The sequence below is a fragment of the Pseudomonas sp. JL2 genome, assembly GCF_031570495.1.
Lineage (GTDB): Bacteria > Pseudomonadota > Gammaproteobacteria > Pseudomonadales > Pseudomonadaceae > Aquipseudomonas > Aquipseudomonas rhizophila.
In genome coordinates this window covers 653,549-668,666 of the sequence record NZ_JAKUDH010000001.1, presented here as the reverse complement: position 1 = coordinate 668,666, position 15,118 = coordinate 653,549, and the positions used below count along the sequence as shown (strand labels likewise).

Annotated in this window: 15 protein-coding genes; 8 read left to right on the top strand and 7 right to left on the bottom strand. The window is 59.3% G+C overall.

Annotated elements, in window-relative coordinates; all coding sequences use genetic code 11:
• Positions 1 to 30: 30 nt before the first annotated feature.
• Complete coding sequence (locus MKS85_RS03015; RefSeq protein ID WP_047225663.1) at positions 31 to 909, bottom strand: MBL fold metallo-hydrolase; 879 nt, start codon at positions 907 to 909, stop codon at positions 31 to 33.
• A 226-nt stretch (positions 910 to 1,135) separates the two neighbouring features.
• Here MKS85_RS03015 and MKS85_RS03010 point away from each other — a divergent pair, with 226 nt between their 5' ends.
• From MKS85_RS03010 to MKS85_RS02985, 6 genes are all read left to right on the top strand, one after another.
• Positions 1,136 to 2,461 carry a sigma-54-dependent Fis family transcriptional regulator gene (locus MKS85_RS03010; RefSeq protein WP_047225664.1) on the top strand — a complete coding sequence of 442 codons (1,326 nt, stop codon included), beginning with the start codon at positions 1,136 to 1,138 and terminating at the stop codon, positions 2,459 to 2,461.
• Between the two features lie 144 nt (positions 2,462 to 2,605).
• Entirely contained in the window at positions 2,606 to 2,806 is a 201-nt protein-coding gene (gene cydP / locus MKS85_RS03005; RefSeq protein WP_052915280.1) for a cytochrome oxidase putative small subunit CydP, read from the top strand.
• Positions 2,803 to 4,374 (top strand): cytochrome ubiquinol oxidase subunit I, encoded by a 1,572-nt coding sequence (locus tag MKS85_RS03000; RefSeq protein ID WP_107322784.1) that lies wholly within the window; start codon positions 2,803 to 2,805, stop codon positions 4,372 to 4,374. Before cydP ends, MKS85_RS03000 begins: the two co-directional genes overlap by 4 nt.
• On the top strand, positions 4,367 to 5,503 hold the full coding sequence (gene cydB / locus MKS85_RS02995) for a cytochrome d ubiquinol oxidase subunit II (protein ID WP_076384320.1): 1,137 nt from the start codon (positions 4,367 to 4,369) through the stop codon (positions 5,501 to 5,503). Before MKS85_RS03000 ends, cydB begins: the two co-directional genes overlap by 8 nt.
• A gap of 22 nt (positions 5,504 to 5,525) precedes the next feature.
• On the top strand, positions 5,526 to 5,648 hold the full coding sequence (cydX, locus tag MKS85_RS02990; protein ID WP_047225667.1) for a cytochrome bd-I oxidase subunit CydX: 123 nt from the start codon (positions 5,526 to 5,528) through the stop codon (positions 5,646 to 5,648).
• Between the two features lie 53 nt (positions 5,649 to 5,701).
• Entirely contained in the window at positions 5,702 to 5,932 is a 231-nt protein-coding gene (locus MKS85_RS02985; RefSeq protein WP_409077993.1) for a cyd operon YbgE family protein, read from the top strand.
• Positions 5,933 to 5,993: 61 nt separating this feature from the next.
• Here the strand turns inward: MKS85_RS02985 and MKS85_RS02980 are convergent, their stop codons facing one another.
• The 5 genes from MKS85_RS02980 to MKS85_RS02960 form a co-directional block, all read right to left on the bottom strand.
• Positions 5,994 to 6,911, bottom strand: coding sequence for a c-type cytochrome (locus MKS85_RS02980; protein ID WP_076384324.1), 918 nt, complete (start codon positions 6,909 to 6,911; stop codon positions 5,994 to 5,996).
• Between the two features lie 10 nt (positions 6,912 to 6,921).
• A complete protein-coding gene (locus MKS85_RS02975; protein ID WP_107322781.1) occupies positions 6,922 to 7,557 on the bottom strand; it encodes a c-type cytochrome in 636 nt (211 codons plus the stop codon).
• Between the two features lie 68 nt (positions 7,558 to 7,625).
• On the bottom strand, positions 7,626 to 8,060 hold the full coding sequence (locus MKS85_RS02970; RefSeq protein ID WP_047225671.1) for a universal stress protein: 435 nt from the start codon (positions 8,058 to 8,060) through the stop codon (positions 7,626 to 7,628).
• A gap of 60 nt (positions 8,061 to 8,120) precedes the next feature.
• A complete protein-coding gene (locus tag MKS85_RS02965; RefSeq protein WP_188250782.1) occupies positions 8,121 to 10,898 on the bottom strand; it encodes a cation-transporting P-type ATPase in 2,778 nt (925 codons plus the stop codon).
• 45 nt (positions 10,899 to 10,943) lie between these two features.
• Entirely contained in the window at positions 10,944 to 11,867 is a 924-nt protein-coding gene (locus tag MKS85_RS02960; RefSeq protein ID WP_310662678.1) for a universal stress protein, read from the bottom strand.
• 236 nt (positions 11,868 to 12,103) lie between these two features.
• Between MKS85_RS02960 and MKS85_RS02955 the strand changes: the two genes are divergently transcribed.
• Both MKS85_RS02955 and MKS85_RS02950 read left to right on the top strand, forming a co-directional pair.
• The gene (locus MKS85_RS02955; protein ID WP_310662677.1) at positions 12,104 to 13,348 is read left to right on the top strand and encodes an MgtC/SapB family protein; all 1,245 of its coding nucleotides are present in this window, start codon (positions 12,104 to 12,106) and stop codon (positions 13,346 to 13,348) included.
• A 106-nt stretch (positions 13,349 to 13,454) separates the two neighbouring features.
• Positions 13,455 to 14,366, top strand: a complete 912-nt coding sequence (locus MKS85_RS02950) for a universal stress protein (RefSeq protein ID WP_047225675.1) — start codon at positions 13,455 to 13,457, stop codon at positions 14,364 to 14,366.
• A 55-nt stretch (positions 14,367 to 14,421) separates the two neighbouring features.
• Here the strand turns inward: MKS85_RS02950 and MKS85_RS02945 are convergent, their stop codons facing one another.
• Complete coding sequence (locus MKS85_RS02945; RefSeq protein ID WP_310662676.1) at positions 14,422 to 14,985, bottom strand: GNAT family N-acetyltransferase; 564 nt, start codon at positions 14,983 to 14,985, stop codon at positions 14,422 to 14,424.
• Positions 14,986 to 15,118 lie beyond the last annotated feature (133 nt).

Here is a 15,118-nt window from a genome sequence, read left to right as displayed (position 1 = left end):
GATGGGATTTTCTTATAGGGGGAGGGGACGTCAGAGCACGTTGAGCGGGATCTTCAGATAGCGTGTGCCGTTCGATTCCGGCTCAGGAAAGTGTCCGGCGCGCATGTTCACCTGAACCGATGGCAGGATCAGCGTCGGCATTTCCAACGTGCTGTCACGCTTGGTGCGCATGGCCACGAACTCTTCTTCACTGATGCCGTTGCGCACATGGATATTGTCGGCGCGCTGCTCGGCAACGGTACTGGCGAACAGTACCTCGCGGCCGTCGGGCTGGTAGTCGTGGCACATGTACAGCACCGTATCGGCCGGCAGGCTCAGTACCTTGTTGATGGACCGGAACAAGGTGCGGGCATCGCCACCAGGAAAATCACAGCGCGCCGTACCGTAGTCGGGCATGAACAGGGTGTCGCCGACGAATGCCACCGTTTGCCTGGCGTCGCTGACGACGTACGTCATGCAGGCGGGTGTATGGCCCGGCGTATGCAGTGCGCGGCATTGCAGCGAACCGATGGAGAACGTGTAGTCATTGACGAACAGATGATCGAACTGACTTCCATCCTGGGCCATGTCATCACCGGTATTGAACAGCGTGCCAAAGGCTTGCTGCACGGTGGTGATGCGACTGCCGATGCCGATCTTGCCTCCCAGCTTTTCTTTGAGGTAAGGCGCTGCCGTGAGGTGGTCGGCGTGGACATGGGTTTCAAGAATCCATTGAACCTTGGCGTCCAGCTCGGCCACCCTGGCGATCAACGTGTCGGCAGACGTCGTCGTGGTATGGCCGGACTTGGGATCGTAATCCAGTACGCTGTCCACGAGTGCGCAGTGGCGGGTCGCCTGATCAAGCACGATATAACTGACAGTATGAGTATCGGGATCGAAAAATCCTTCGACGTGCAGTGTAGCGGTCATGATCGGTCTCCTGGTCTTGTTGCCGACTGGTTTAACCTGACATAGCAATAAGTCTGCCATGCACCGAGTGAGCGAAAAATCAAAGCTATCTATTTGAATTTGTTGTGTTTATTTTTGTAGGTGGGATGCGGCATTTTCACGCACACGAATAAACAACTGCCATTGGCAGTGTTTGTTGGCATAGTGGCAGTGTCGCTTGCGTCCGGATGAATCCACAGGAACCCCGATGAGCACTATCCTGCCAACCCCGAACAATTCGATCCCCCCGCCGGACCAGGTGCAGTCTCTGGTTTCGTTTCTCGAGCACGAGCCGCAGCCGATGATCGTGCTGGACCCGGACTACAACATTCTGGCGGCGAACACCGCCTATCGGCGCCAGTTCGGCAGTGCCGATCAACCGTTTATTGGTCATAAGTGCTATCGGATTTCCCACCATTACGATGTGCCTTGCGATCAGGCGGGGGAGAACTGCCCGATGAAGAAGGCCAGGGAAATGCGCGGCCCGGACCGGGTCCTGCACATTCACCACACCCCCCGCGGGCCTGAACATGTCGACGTGGAACTGCGGCCGATCCTCAATGACCATGGCGACATAACCGCGTATGTGGAGCGCCTTACCCTGGTACGCAGCGCCTCAGCACGGCCCAGCAACGAGGGCCTGGTGGGCAGCTCTCCGGCGTTCAACCGTGCACTGTCGGAACTGCAGCGGGTCGCGCCGTCCATGTTGCCGGTGCTGCTGTTGGGAGAGTCCGGTACGGGCAAGGAACTGTTTGCCCGTGCGGTCCATGAAACCAGCGAGCGGGCCAACGGGCCCTTTGTGGTAGTGGACTGTTCCGGGTTGACTGAAACGCTGTTTGAGAGCGAACTGTTCGGCCACGAGAAAGGCGCGTTCACCGGGGCCACCCTGCGCAAGCAGGGCCTGGTCGAAACAGCCCAGGGCGGTACGCTGTTTCTTGATGAAATCGGCGACGTTCCCCTGGCCATGCAGGTGAAACTGCTCAGGCTGATTGAATCGGGAACCTATCGCCGTGTTGGCGGCGTGGAAACCTTGCATGCAGATTTCCGATTGGTTGCCGCCACCCATAAGCCCTTGGAACAGATGATGGCCCAGGGTGAGTTCAGGCAAGACCTGTACTACCGCATCAGCGTATTTCCCATTCATTTACCGCCTCTGCGCAATCGCATGGAGGACATCGCGCTGCTGGTCAATTCGTTATTGCAACGTTCCGGTACGGGCAAGCGCCGGCTGACCATCGACGCCGATGCCTTGATGCAACTGCAGCGATACTCCTGGCCGGGCAATATCCGCGAGCTTCGTAATGTGCTGGAAAGAGCCAGCCTGTTTGCCGATGACGGGGTCATTCATTCCGTGCATTTACCCCAGGTCCCCGATGCGACAGCCCAACGACTGGCTAACCCGGCTGTTGCTGATGGCCACTCGTTGGCCCAGATCCTGTCTGCGTTCAAAGGGACCCGCAGTGAGCTGGCCCGGCACTTGGGTATCAGCGAACGGACTTTGTACCGGCGCTTGAAAGAGCAGGGTTTGGCCTGATCAGCCGCTATGACACCTGACTGCCAATCACTGCCGTCATGGCAGATTGGCAGGCTCTGAGGTTGGCGCAAAATCCCCCTTCTACCAGGTTACGTTCCTAATCTGCTGTTATTTAACGATAAAAACCTGACCCTGAGCCTTGGCATGGCGCGTGCTAACTGCACCGACATGACTATTTCCGACAAACGACTGCGCCGTCATCTGCTCACAGCAGTGCTTATCAAGCTGCTCGTGCTGGCAGTGCTGTGGTGGCTATTCATCCAGGATTTCCACGTCAGCGTCGACTCCAACGCGGTCGGCAACCGTTTCGGTGTACCCACCTCGGCTCAAGGGGCAAGCAAGTGATCTCAGAACAACTGGTGGATTTGTCGCGGCTGCAGTTCGCAGCCACGGCGCTTTATCACTTCCTTTTCGTACCGCTCACCGTTGGCATGGTGTGGCTGCTGGTCATCATGGAAAGCGTCTATGTGATGACCGGTAAGGTCATCTGGAAAGACATGACGCGCTTCTGGGGCAAGCTATTTGGCATCAACTTCGCGCTGGGGGTGACCACCGGGATCACCCTGGAATTTCAGTTCGGCACCAACTGGGCCTACTACTCGCACTATGTCGGTGACATCTTCGGTGCACCGCTGGCAATCGAAGGCTTGATGGCGTTCTTCCTCGAATCGACCATGATCGGGCTGTTCTTTTTTGGTTGGGACCGTCTCAAGAGACAGCATCACTTGCTGGTCACGCTGTTGATGGCAATCGGCACAAACCTGTCGGCGCTGTGGATCCTGATCGCCAATGGCTGGATGCAGAACCCGGTGGGCTCAGAGTTCAGCTACATCACCATGCGCATGGAAATGGTCGATTTCTGGACGGTGGTGTTCAATCCGGTGGCCCAGGCCAAGTTTGTCCATACGGTTTCGGCCGGGTATGTCACCGGTTCGATGTTTGTGCTGTCGATCTCCAGTTGGTATTTACTCAAAAATCGTGATGTCGAGTTTGCCAAACGTAGCTTTCGGGTCGCCGCAGCGTTCGGCCTGGCCTCTGTGCTGAGCGTCATCGTACTGGGCGATGAGTCCGGTTACACGGTGGGGGAGGCGCAGCAGACCAAGCTGGCGGCCATGGAGGCCATGTGGGAAACAAAGCCCGCGCCGGCTGGCCTGACGCTGATCGCGAGCATCGATGAAGCTCAATCCCGAAATAATTGGGAGGTCGAGGTGCCATGGTTGATGGGCCTGATCGGGACCCGCTCGGTCAGCCAGCAGATTCCCGGCATTCATGAGATCAAGGAAAAGAACCGCGCCCGAATCATCCGCGGTATTAGCGCAGTCAATGCGCTGGAAGCACTGAGAGCCAATCGCAGCGATCCGGCGGCGTTCAAGACGTTCGAAGAATACAAAGCTGATCTGGGCTTCGGGTTGCTGCTCAAGCGCTATGTCGAGGACGTCAACCAAGCCACACCGGCCATGATCGAAACCGCGGTGAACGATACGGTTCCGCGCGTGACGCCTATGTTTTGGGCGTTCCGGATCATGGTCGGCCTGGGTTTTGCGATGCTGATGCTCTTTGCACTGGCATTCTGGAGCACGCTGAAGTCGAACCGCACCCGCCACCGAGGGTTGTTGCGTTGGGCACTCTACATGCTGCCGGCGCCCTGGATCGCCTGTGAACTGGGCTGGTTTGTCGCCGAATACGGCCGTCAGCCCTGGACGATCTACGGCGTATTACCGACCCACATGAGCGTGTCCACGCTCAGCGTCAACAACCTGTATGGCTCGCTGGCCGGGTTCATCGTTTTCTACACCGTGTTGCTGGTGGTGGAAATGTTCCTGATGGTCAAGTTCGCCCGCCAAGGGCCTGGCAGCCTCGGTACAGGCCGTTATGTTCACGACGCTCATCTGAAGGAGCTTCACCATGCTTGATTACTTCACCCTGAAAATAATCTGGTGGGCGTTGGTCGGCGTCCTGCTGATCGGTTTTGCGATCATGGATGGTCATGACATGGGCGTCGGCACGCTGCTGCCATTCGTTGGCCGCAATGACCTGGAGCGGCGCGTTGTCATCAATACCGTCGGGCCGCATTGGGATGGTAATCAGGTCTGGTTCATCACCGCTGGCGGCGCCTTGTTCGCGGCCTGGCCTGTGGTCTACGCCACTGCCTTCAGTGGTTTCTACTGGGCGATGATTCTGGTGCTCTGGGCGTTGTTCTTCCGCCCGGTGGGGTTTGACTACCGTAGCAAGATCCACAACGCCACTTGGCGCAGCACCTGGGATTGGGGGCTCTTTATCGGAGGGGCGGTGCCTCCGCTGGTGTTCGGGATTGCGTTTGGCAACTTGCTACTGGGCGTGCCGTTTCACTTCAATGACTATCTGGTGTCTACCTACACCGGCAGTTTCTGGCAACTGCTCAATCCTTTCGCGCTGCTGTCCGGTGTTGTGAGCAGTGCAATGATCACCCTGCAGGGCGGCACTTATCTGGCCCATCGCACTGAGGGGATTATCCAGTCCCGGGCAGTAAAAGGTGCAGTGGCGGCGGCGATTGTGCTGGTGTGCTCATTCATCGTGGCCGGCATCTGGCTGCAATGGATTGACGGCTACCGCATCACCTCGCTCGTTGATACCGCGGCGCTGCCGGACATCCTCAGCAAGACTGTGGTACGTGAACCTGGCGCCTGGATGGCCAACTACGAACGCTATCCATTGCTTTGGCTGCTGCCCGTCCTTGGATTGGGCGGGGCTGTAGCTGCCGCGTTCTTGTTGATGGTGCGCCGCACGCTGTCGGCGTTTGTCGCCTCATCGCTTGCGGTGATTGGCGTGATCAGCACGGCGGGCGTCTCAATGTTTCCGTTCATCATGCCTTCCTCAACCATGCCTGCGGCAAGCCTGACGGTGTGGGACAGCGTCTCCAGCCACCTGAGCTTGGCGATCATGTTCTGGGCCACGTTGATCTTCATGCCTCTGATCGTGATTTATACCTCTTGGGCGTATCGCGTCATGAGCGGAAAAGTCACCGTTGCCCAGATCAAAGCCAACGAGCATTCGGCCTACTAGTGCCGGCAAAGGAGCAAAGAATATGTGGTATTTCGCCTGGATGTTGGGAGTCGGCTTTGCGCTGTTGCTGGCGATATTGAATGCAATGTGGGGGGAGAACGAAGCGAACCGGGCCTTGAGTGACAATGACGAGCAGCAGCGATGATTCAGCAACGCTCAGATGCCCAGCCGTCTTCACGCATTCATCTGGCGAGTCTGATGATTGCCATCACCATCATGCTTGCCTGCACACTGTACCCGCCGATGATGGCAACCCCGGAGGGTAAAGCTGATCACGCACTGGCGGGTGCTTTGTTTGCGGCGATGAGTGTGGCTTTCGTCAGGGGCGTGGGTTTTATCCCGCGCCAGTGGCTCTGGCGCTGGCTGTTTTCAGGTTGGACCTGTACTGCGGCATTGGTGCTGGCCGGATGGCTGATGTTCGTGCGGTGAAGGCGGGCTTACGTTCAATAACGCTGCACGAGAACGGCGACAGTAGTATTGGCTGCGCCGTTCATTCAGTTCCCTGGCCAAGTATCACGCCGTTCACTTCTTTGCCATAAAGATTGATCCCGTCATTGGCATGGAATTTCAACCGGGTCTGCTCGATAGAACCGGCAATCATCCTGGGGTCTTTCGGCCGTTCGTGGCTGTTCATGTAGGCAGCAACGTGCCAGGCCTCATCGGCGGACAGGGTGGCGCCTTTACCTAATGGCATATTCGACTTTATGAACCCGGCTGCGGTATTGATGCGATGCATCCCCGCGCCCCAATTGAATGAGTCTTTGCCCCATAACGGTGGGAATACGTAATCGCCCCCGGCCTTTTGGCCTTCGCCCTCGTTGCCATGACACACCGCGCATTGCTGGGCGTAGATGACCTTGCCCTTGGCCAGATCGAAGCCTCCCGCCGGTTGCGGCACTTCAGGATAAGCTCGCCCGGGCAGTTCCTGGCCTAGCGGTGCTCCTGTTGCCAACCAGTAGGAAAAGGCAGTCAGGGCGGCGATGACCTGCCCGTCGGCCGGAGGCGGTTTTCCGTTCATGCTGAACTCAAAGCAGCCTTGTAGGCGCTCGGCGTAGGTATTGACCTTGTCGTTCTTTTTTCGATAAGCCGGGTACATCGTGTAAGCCGCCCAAAGGGGCGCCGAGTCGGCTTTTCTGCCTTGGTCCAAATGACAATTGGTGCAGTTCATCCCGTTTCCCACGAACTCGGGGGCGTTGGTTTTAGTATCGACAAAGATCGCATGCCCTTGCCGGACCAAACGGCCAAAGGCGTTATCAGGCAGCGTGTCCTCTGCTGGCGGAGTAAATGTCGCCGTCCGCTGTTGTGGGGCGTCTGGGCCGGGCGAAGGGGGCGATGCATCTGCCACATCAGCAGCGCCAGCCATCGATACCATATTCAAACTGATGAGTGCCGCGATGAATGATTTCATGGCCAGACCTCTATTGACTGAGCTCAGCGAAATACCGGGAAACAGCCTCGACCTCGGCTTCAGTGAGGGACCTCGCGATGTGGCCCATGAGATCGTCCGGATCATTTTTCCGGGTCTTCTGCCGCCAGGCATTCAGTTGCGAGACCAGGTACTGAGCCGATTGGCCCGCCAGCGGTGGAAAAGAGGCACCGACCCCGATTCCGCCAGGGCCATGACAGGAGACGCACTCGGGTATGTTTCGATCCCATGCGCCTCTCAATGCCAGGGTCTGCCCCAGGCCCTTGGCCGCCTGCGCACGATTGATGGGTTTGACAGGTGGGCCTGGCATGTTGGCGAGCATGCTGGCGAGGGCTTGTACCTCGTCCTCGCTCAATGCCTGGGCGATAGGAAGCATGATTGGGTTGGCCCTGGAGCCTGAGCGAAAATCCGCGATTTGTTTTGCGAAGTACTCAGCAGGTAACCCTGCAAGCCTTGGGAAGCCAGCCGCGGGCATCCCTGTACCGTCCGCACCATGACAGGTTGAACAGGCAATGGCGGCGGGGTTGGTCCCGCCCTGGGTGAAGGTCTTTTGCGCGTCCGCTGCATAAGCGGATGTTGCCAGCGCACCGGATAAAGCAAGGACTGATCCCCATCGCGACATACCCATCGTTCTGCCTCGCAGACGTTATGGGGGACAGGCCCCCTGGTGCGCCATCAACTGCAACTCACCCTCGGTTATTTGACCAAGGTAATCGGGATACTGGACAGCTGGATCACTTTGGCCGCGACAGAGCCCAGGAAAATGCCTTCGAGAAAACCACTGCCGTGCGAACCCAGGATGATGCTGTCGCACCCCAAGGATTTGGCGCACGCCACGATTCTGCTGGCCGCGTCGCCGTGCAGTGTATGGAAAGTAAAGGCGATGCCTTGCTGTTTCAGAAGAGCGATTGCCTTATTCGCATCTTCGGCACTTTTGCCGTCGTAGTAACGGTCAAGTTCATCCTTGCTCATGGTTTGCGCGATGCGAGTGGGTAAAAATGACTGCACATTGACCAGGTGCACCTCCACGCTGCCTCCCAGCAATCCGCCGTCCCGGATCAGTCCAATGAGGTAATGCACCACACGTTCGGAGTGCTCTGAACCATCGACAGCGACCAATACTTTGTGCATTTTCCGAATCCTCTTTCAGTAACATCCAGCGGCTGGTCGAACACCATGCCAGCCGCAGCGTCAGGGTGACTTCGGGGTCTGTCCCACTATGAGCGTAGCGCCCTTGGGGTCGGTTAACCGTAGCCGAATCTGTTTTTCAGTTTCGATGATCGCAAAGAGCGCGATGCCCACTGCGATAATCAATAGCCCATCCATAAAGGGGATCGCTTGAGTGGCAAACACCCTTTGCAGGGGCGGCGCGTAGGTGATGGCGAACTGAGCGAAGGTTACCACTGCAACGGTCAGCCACACGACCTTTGTACCTCTGACAGCCTCCCAAGTCAGTGACGTGCCATAAAGATTGCGAATGAAGAACAGGTGGAATATTTCCATCACCACCAGCGTGTTAACGGCGATGGTGCGGGCCAACTCCACCGGGTAGCCTCGGTCGAGTGCGTAGGTAAAAATGCCGTAGACACCGCAAAGAAACAGGATCGAAACCAGCACCATGTGCCAGATCAACGCGCCGCTTATCAACGGCTCGTGCCTTGAGCGCGGCGGCCTGCGCATGGTGTTTTCTTCGGTCGGCTCGAACGCCAGGGCGATACCCAGCGTGATCGCGGTAATCAGGTTGATCCACAAGATTTGAATCGGTGTCACCGGCAGGGTGAGGCCAAACAGCAGCGCGACAATGATGGTCATGGTTTCGCCCGCGTTGGTGGGCAACGTCCAGCTCAGCACTTTCTTGATGTTGTCGTAGACCGTCCGCCCTTCACGTACGGCGGCCACGATGGAGGCGAAGTTGTCATCGGCCAGTACCAGGTCCGCCGCCTCTTTTGCCGCCTCACTGCCTTTGTCACCCATGGCGATGCCGGCGTCGGCGCGTTTGAGCGCGGGTGCGTCGTTGACCCCGTCGCCGGTCATGGCCACGGTCATGCCGTTCGATTGCAGCAACATCACCAGCCGTAGCTTATGTTCAGGGCTGGTGCGGGCGAAGATATTCACGTCCTTGAGCGCTTCTTTGAGCGTGCCGTCGTTCATCGCGTCCAGGTCGACGCCCGTCAGCACCTTGTCGGGATTTTGCAGGCCGATTTGCGCGCCGATGGCGGCGGCGGTACCGGAGTGATCGCCGGTGATCATCTTGACTGCGATACCGGCAGCCTGGCATTGCTGGACCGCCTGGATCGTCTCGGGGCGAGGCGGGTCAATCATGCCTGTCATGCCAAGCAGGGTCAGCGAACCCTGCACGTCGCCAAACTCCAGAACGGTGTGCTCGGACGGCACGGGGCGGCTGGCAAACGCCAGCACGCGCTGACCTTTGCCGGCAATGGTGTTTGCCTGTTGGTGCCAGTAGTCAGCATTGAGCGGCTCCGTGGCGCCGGTACTGCCACGCTGCTGCGCGCACATGGCCAGGATCTGTTCCGGCGCGCCTTTTACATAGATTGACGCCTGTCGCTCATGGTTGTGGTGCAACGTCGCCATGAAGCGGTGTTTGGCGTCAAACGGAATCGCGTCGGTGCGGGGCCAGGTGCGTCGCTCTTCTTCGCCATCGATTCCGGCTTTCACGGAAAACGCCAGCAGTGCGCCCTCCATGGGATCGCCCTCGACCTTCCATGTGGCATCGTGCAGTCTCAACACCGCGTCATTGCAAAGCGCGGCGGCGCGTCCCAGTTCGGCTAACGTGGGGTGATTGGAGGTGTCGATCAACTGGTCAGCCAGGTTCATGTTTCCCGACGGCTGATAACCGGCACCGTCGACCGTGAACGTCAGATCACGGGTGACCACTGATGCGACCATCATTTCGTTGCGGGTGAGGGTGCCGGTCTTGTCCGTGCAGATGACCGAAACCGATCCCAGGGTTTCGATGGCGGGCAAGCGGCGTACGATGGCGTTGCGACGGGCCATCGCGCGAACCCCGACCGCCAGGGTAATGGTGAGAACGGCGGGCAGTCCTTCGGGGATGGCAGCGACCGACATGCCCACCACCACCATGAAGATTTCGTTGAATGCGTAATGACCGACAAAATGACCGTAAACCAGTAGCAGCCCGGCGACGAGCAGAATCAGGATCGTCAGCCAGCGCGCGAAGACGTTCATTTGCTGGACCAATGGCGTGGTCAGTGTCTCGACTTCCGACAACAGATTGCTGATGCGCCCGATCTCGGCGGCGGTCGCGGTTGCAACGACGACCCCGGTGGCCTGTCCGCAGGTCACCAGGGTTCCACTGAAGGCCATGCAGGCACGATCACCCAGGGGCGCTCCAAGGCGCACAGGTTCAGTGTGCTTTTCCACGGCGGCGGATTCACCGGTCAGGATGGCTTCCTGGATCTGCAGCCTGTTGGCGTGCAGCAAGCGAAGGTCTGCCGGGACTTTATCGCCGGCCTCCAACAAGACGATATCGCCGGGTACCAGCGCTTCACCCGCGATGCTCAAACGTTCACCGGCACGAATCACGGCGGCGCGGGGCGCCAGCATCTGCCGGATCGCGTCCATGGCTTTTTCCGCTTTGCCCTCCTGGACATAGCCAATGATGGCGTTGGCCACCACCACCGCCAGAATGACCACCGTATCCCAGAGGTGTTGCAACAGCGCAGTGATCACCGCAGAGCCCAGCAGCACATAAATCAGGATATTGTGAAACTGCAACAGAAAACGCAGCCACGCGGGGCGCCGCGCCGATTCCGGCAAGCGATTGAAGCCTGTGCGCGCAAGCCGGGCTTGAACTTCTGCATCGTTCAGCCCGGTGTGCTCATTGACCTCCAGCCGTTCGAGCACCTGCTGCGCAGGCAGCGTGTACCAAGCCTCGACATCTATGGGAATCGGATCCCGCTCGGTCGGTGCGTTGCTCGCTCGGTTCATCAGGTCGCTATCCCTGCGCTCATTATGCTGTTGGTATTCATGCGTTCAATCGAACTGCTGCGGTGCAATCACCCACAAGCTGCACGGCATCTTGTACAGCAGGCCTTCCACGGTGCTGCCGATCAACTTGTCCAAACCTTTGTAGCGCACGCGCCCCATGACAATGACATCAATGTCATGGGATGCCGCGTAGCTGGCCAATACCTTGGCCGGGTCGCCCATGACCATGCGTCGTTGTTCCGGCGCTATCCCGTTGCGCTCGGCCAACGCGTCAAACGCCTCGCCCTGGGATTCATAGAGCTGCCGGGCCAGGGTGGAGGAAAAGAACATCGAGCCGCTGCCGAAACCATATTCGGAGGCGGTGATGGACGACAGGTCATAGGCGTAGATGACTTCCAGGCTCGCGTCGCAGGAGGTGGCCAGTTTGTTGGCTTCGCTCAGGATCCGGTCGTTGAGGCCTTCGTAGCGGCCGTCGAGATGAAAGGGGTCAATGGCCGCCAGAATCTTGCGCGGACGGGCGTGGGTGACTTTGTTGACGAAATGCAACGGCACTTCGCTTTCGCGCAGCAGGTGCACATCCAGCGGGGTGAACATCAGGCGCGAGAACCAGGATTCATGCTCCACCGTCTTGATCAGGGCATTCATCGGCTGCTCCTTGAGGTGGACCAGAATCTCCTGCAGCGGTCGCTCGACCCACGCCACTTCGGTCGTGACTTCAATGCCCAGCTTGCGCAGTGGCCGGGCCTGGTCTTCCAGCCAGTGGCGATGGCGTTCAACGTAACCCAGGCGCATCTGTTCCAGGGCCTGCTCATTGACCAGGCTAGCGGTGGCCAGGCCTTCGAGGTAGTCGAAGGCAACGATATGCAGCGCGGCGCCTTCGGCCTTGGCCAGCGCCGCTGCCCGGTCGAAGGCCGGACTGTGTTCCATCAGCGGCGAGACGACCAACATCAAACGTGATTGCGTGGACATGACAAACCTCCCGAGCATGGACGTATGGGTACCCGACGGCCTTCGCGCCGCGTGGAGCCAGGGTTTGATCATGATCGTATCGGGCATCGGTCACTTGATTTGCATCAAGCTCATGCCAGAAGCGTGGCATCAATGCACACGGCGCCTGGCAATAGCGCTATGTTTGATCATGAAATTCTCCCAGGGACTACCCTGGACTCAGGTACAACCGGAACACTCAGTATAGAACCGAGGCCATGAGCGAAACCCTGGGCTTTGCCAATGCCGCCGCTGCGCTCGGAATCGGCTTGTTGATCGGGCTCGAACGCGAGCGACGCAAGGGCGAGGGCGCCCGGCGCGACTTCGCCGGCCTGCGTACCTTTGCCATTACCTCGTTGCTGGGTTATGTCACGGTCCAGGCTGGCGGAGTCTTGCTGCTCGGGTTCGTGGCGCTTGCGCTGGGGGCACTGGTCACGGCGGCGTATTGGCGAAACCTCGACCAGGACCCCGGTATCACCAGCGAAGTGGCGTTATTCGCGGCGCTGGCGTTGGGGGCGCTCTGCATGACCGCCCCGGCCCTGGCGATCGCGATCGGCGTGGTGATGGCCGGTCTGCTCGCCAGCCGCCAGGCGCTGCACCATTTTGCCCGTAACCAATTGACCGCCGCGGAAATGCGTGACGGGCTGGTGCTGTTGATCGCCGCGCTGGTGGTGTTGCCGCTGGTGCCGGATCGCTTCCTCGGGCCTTACGATGCGATCAACCTGCGCACCATCTGTATGTTGACGGTCATGTTGATGGCTGTGGGTGCGCTGGGGCATGTTGCGGTCCGGACCCTCGGCACTCACTACGGCTACGCCCTCAGCGCGGTTGCCTCGGGGTTCGCCTCGGCCACGCTGACCGTCGCCACCATGGGTAACATCGCCGCGAAAGAACCGGCCAATCTCAAGGTGCTGAGCGCCGCTGCCGTGCTATCCAATCTGGCGACAGTGGCGCAAATGGGGCTGATCCTCGGTGCCGTCGAACCGGCCCTGTTACTCTGGATGTGGGGCCCGCTGCTCTGCGGTGTATTGACAACATTGGTCTACGCCGGGGTGCTGATGTTTCCCCGACCCAGGGCTCGGGCGGATGAACCGATCAAGCGCGGCGGGGCCTTCAACCTCAAACTGGCCTTGACGGTAGTCCTGGCGATGGCCGGTATCACGGTCCTGTCGTCGGCGATGCTTGCCGAATTCGGCCAGACCGGGGTAACCATAACGGCGGTTTTCAGCGGGCTGGTTGATGCTCATGCCTCGATTGCCTCTGTTGCTTCCCTGGCGAAGGCCGGGTTGTTGCCTCTGGATGGTATTGCCATACCGATCCTGGTGGCGATGAGCAGTAATTCCCTGAGTAAATGCGTGGTGGCCTGGCTCAGTGGCGGACGGCGTTTCGCCGGGTATTTCATCCCCGGCCAGGTGCTGGTGACGCTGGGAATGTGGGCCGGCGTTCTGCTCCCGAATCTGTGAGCCTGTGTGGTGGCAGTTTGATGAAGATCAAGTCCTGCCCGTGGCATACGTTCATTCTGGAACCCTCAATCCTTTAGGTGGCTGCCGCCACGTGCCGAGGTGTTCCATGTCCCAGACCCAACGTTTGTTGTTATTGGCACCCGATGCCATGACCCGTTCGCCTGCGTTCGACCGCGCCACCGAACTGGCCCTGGCGCTGGATCTGCCCCTGCACATCGTCGCCATCGATTATCTGGAGGTGCTCTCGGTGGCCGGTCTTTTTGCGCCAGAACAAGTCAAGAAGGCCCGTGACGGCTATCTGGAAACGCATCGGCACTGGTTGTGGCAACAGGCTGAGCTGGCGCGCCGCCATGGAGTGGAGGCGACGAGCGAGGTGGTCTGGGGCAAAGACGCTTATCAGGCCTTGCAGCAGTACGTCAAAGAGATGCCCCTGGCGCTGATCATCAAGGACGCCGAGCCTGAACCGGCGATGAAGCGGATTTTCTTCACACCCATGGACTGGCGCCTGCTGCGCGACTGTCCGGTGCCAGTGCACCTGGTCACCGACGCGCGTCATCCGCGGCCCCGGCAGGTCCTGGCGATCGTCGATGTGCTGCGCAGCGAGGAGCAGGACCTGGTGTTCAACGACCGGATCGTCGATGCCGCCGTGAAACTGGCCGATCAATGCAACGCCCAGGTTGAGTTGTTGCACGCCTTCGACTGGACGGCGGTGTACGCCGCCGATATGGGCGTGGGTGCGCTCCCGCTCGCCACCGGGCTCTATGAAGCATTGGGGCAGGCGCAGCACGAAGTGTTTGAATCCCTGGCCGAGCGTCACGGCGTGCCGCCGCAGCAGCGTCACTTCATCGAAGGTGCGCCGCTGAGCAGCATCTGCACGTTCGCCACCGATCATCAGTGCGACGTCATTGTCATGGGCACGACACAGCATCGAGGTCTGGACAAGCACTTGGGCAGTACTGCCGAGCAGGTGCTGCAACGGGCACCTTGCAGTATATGGGCAATCAAGCCGGGCGAGTGACGGCAGGGTGACCTTGCGCGGGGCCTGGCCCCGGGTCCCGCGCAATGCACTGTGGTTAAAGATAGAGCCGGTGGATGACCTGCCGGGCGTCGTCGGGGTCGGTACGGGTATCAAACCCAAGGCTATGGGCCAGATCCCGCATAGGGGTGTTATCGGCGGCGTCGATGGAATACAGCTGGCGATAGCCGTTCTTGCGGGCCGCCTCTATCAAATGCTCCATCAACAACGTCCCCAGCCCCAGATGCTGCCATTGATCGGCTACGGTCACGGCGCACTCGCATTCGTGTTCACTGGTAGCGCAATAGCGGCTGACACCGATTTCGATCAGTTGGCCGTTGTCGTGGACCAGGGCGATGTAAGCCATGCGCGTCTTGCAGTCGACATCCATCAACTGGTCGAGCATGGCCGCGCCGGGCTCATTGATTTGCGCCAGGAAACGCATGTGCCGGGACTCCGGTGACAGACGCTTGATGAAGTCATACTCACGCTGGCGATCTTCTTCCTTCAGTGGCCTGATCAACACGTGCCGGCCATCTCTGAGGGCCTGGATCCAGTGTTTGCCGCTGATGCTGGCATACAGGGCAGCGGCGCGTTCATTGTGGTCTTTGACGTTGAGCATGATGCGTTCCTCCATCGGGTGTGAACCTTTGGCGCGGCAAAGGCCGTGCATTCGCTACTGTTCTACGCCGGCGTGGCAGATCGATTCTGATCTGGATCAGTGCTCGCGAATCCGCTCGTCGATGATCAATGCC

What these genes read in the sequence shown, in the direction of transcription:
- MKS85_RS03015 (WP_047225663.1), bottom strand. Translation starts at nt 909, where the DNA reads ATGACCGCTACACTGCACGTCGAAGGATTTTTCGATCCCGATACTCAT.
- MKS85_RS02970 (WP_047225671.1), bottom strand. Translation starts at nt 8,060, where the DNA reads ATGCACAAAGTATTGGTCGCTGTCGATGGTTCAGAGCACTCCGAACGT.
- MKS85_RS02945 (WP_310662676.1), bottom strand. Translation starts at nt 14,985, where the DNA reads ATGCTCAACGTCAAAGACCACAATGAACGCGCCGCTGCCCTGTATGCC.
- MKS85_RS02985 (WP_409077993.1), top strand. Translation starts at nt 5,702, where the DNA reads ATGATTGCCATCACCATCATGCTTGCCTGCACACTGTACCCGCCGATG.
- MKS85_RS02965 (WP_188250782.1), bottom strand. Translation starts at nt 10,898, where the DNA reads ATGAACCGAGCGAGCAACGCACCGACCGAGCGGGATCCGATTCCCATA.
- cydB (WP_076384320.1), top strand. Translation starts at nt 4,367, where the DNA reads ATGCTTGATTACTTCACCCTGAAAATAATCTGGTGGGCGTTGGTCGGC.
- cydX (WP_047225667.1), top strand. Translation starts at nt 5,526, where the DNA reads ATGTGGTATTTCGCCTGGATGTTGGGAGTCGGCTTTGCGCTGTTGCTG.
- cydP (WP_052915280.1), top strand. Translation starts at nt 2,606, where the DNA reads ATGGCGCGTGCTAACTGCACCGACATGACTATTTCCGACAAACGACTG.
- MKS85_RS02950 (WP_047225675.1), top strand. Translation starts at nt 13,455, where the DNA reads ATGTCCCAGACCCAACGTTTGTTGTTATTGGCACCCGATGCCATGACC.
- MKS85_RS02960 (WP_310662678.1), bottom strand. Translation starts at nt 11,867, where the DNA reads ATGTCCACGCAATCACGTTTGATGTTGGTCGTCTCGCCGCTGATGGAA.
- MKS85_RS03010 (WP_047225664.1), top strand. Translation starts at nt 1,136, where the DNA reads ATGAGCACTATCCTGCCAACCCCGAACAATTCGATCCCCCCGCCGGAC.
- MKS85_RS02955 (WP_310662677.1), top strand. Translation starts at nt 12,104, where the DNA reads ATGAGCGAAACCCTGGGCTTTGCCAATGCCGCCGCTGCGCTCGGAATC.
- MKS85_RS02975 (WP_107322781.1), bottom strand. Translation starts at nt 7,557, where the DNA reads ATGGGTATGTCGCGATGGGGATCAGTCCTTGCTTTATCCGGTGCGCTG.
- MKS85_RS02980 (WP_076384324.1), bottom strand. Translation starts at nt 6,911, where the DNA reads ATGAAATCATTCATCGCGGCACTCATCAGTTTGAATATGGTATCGATG.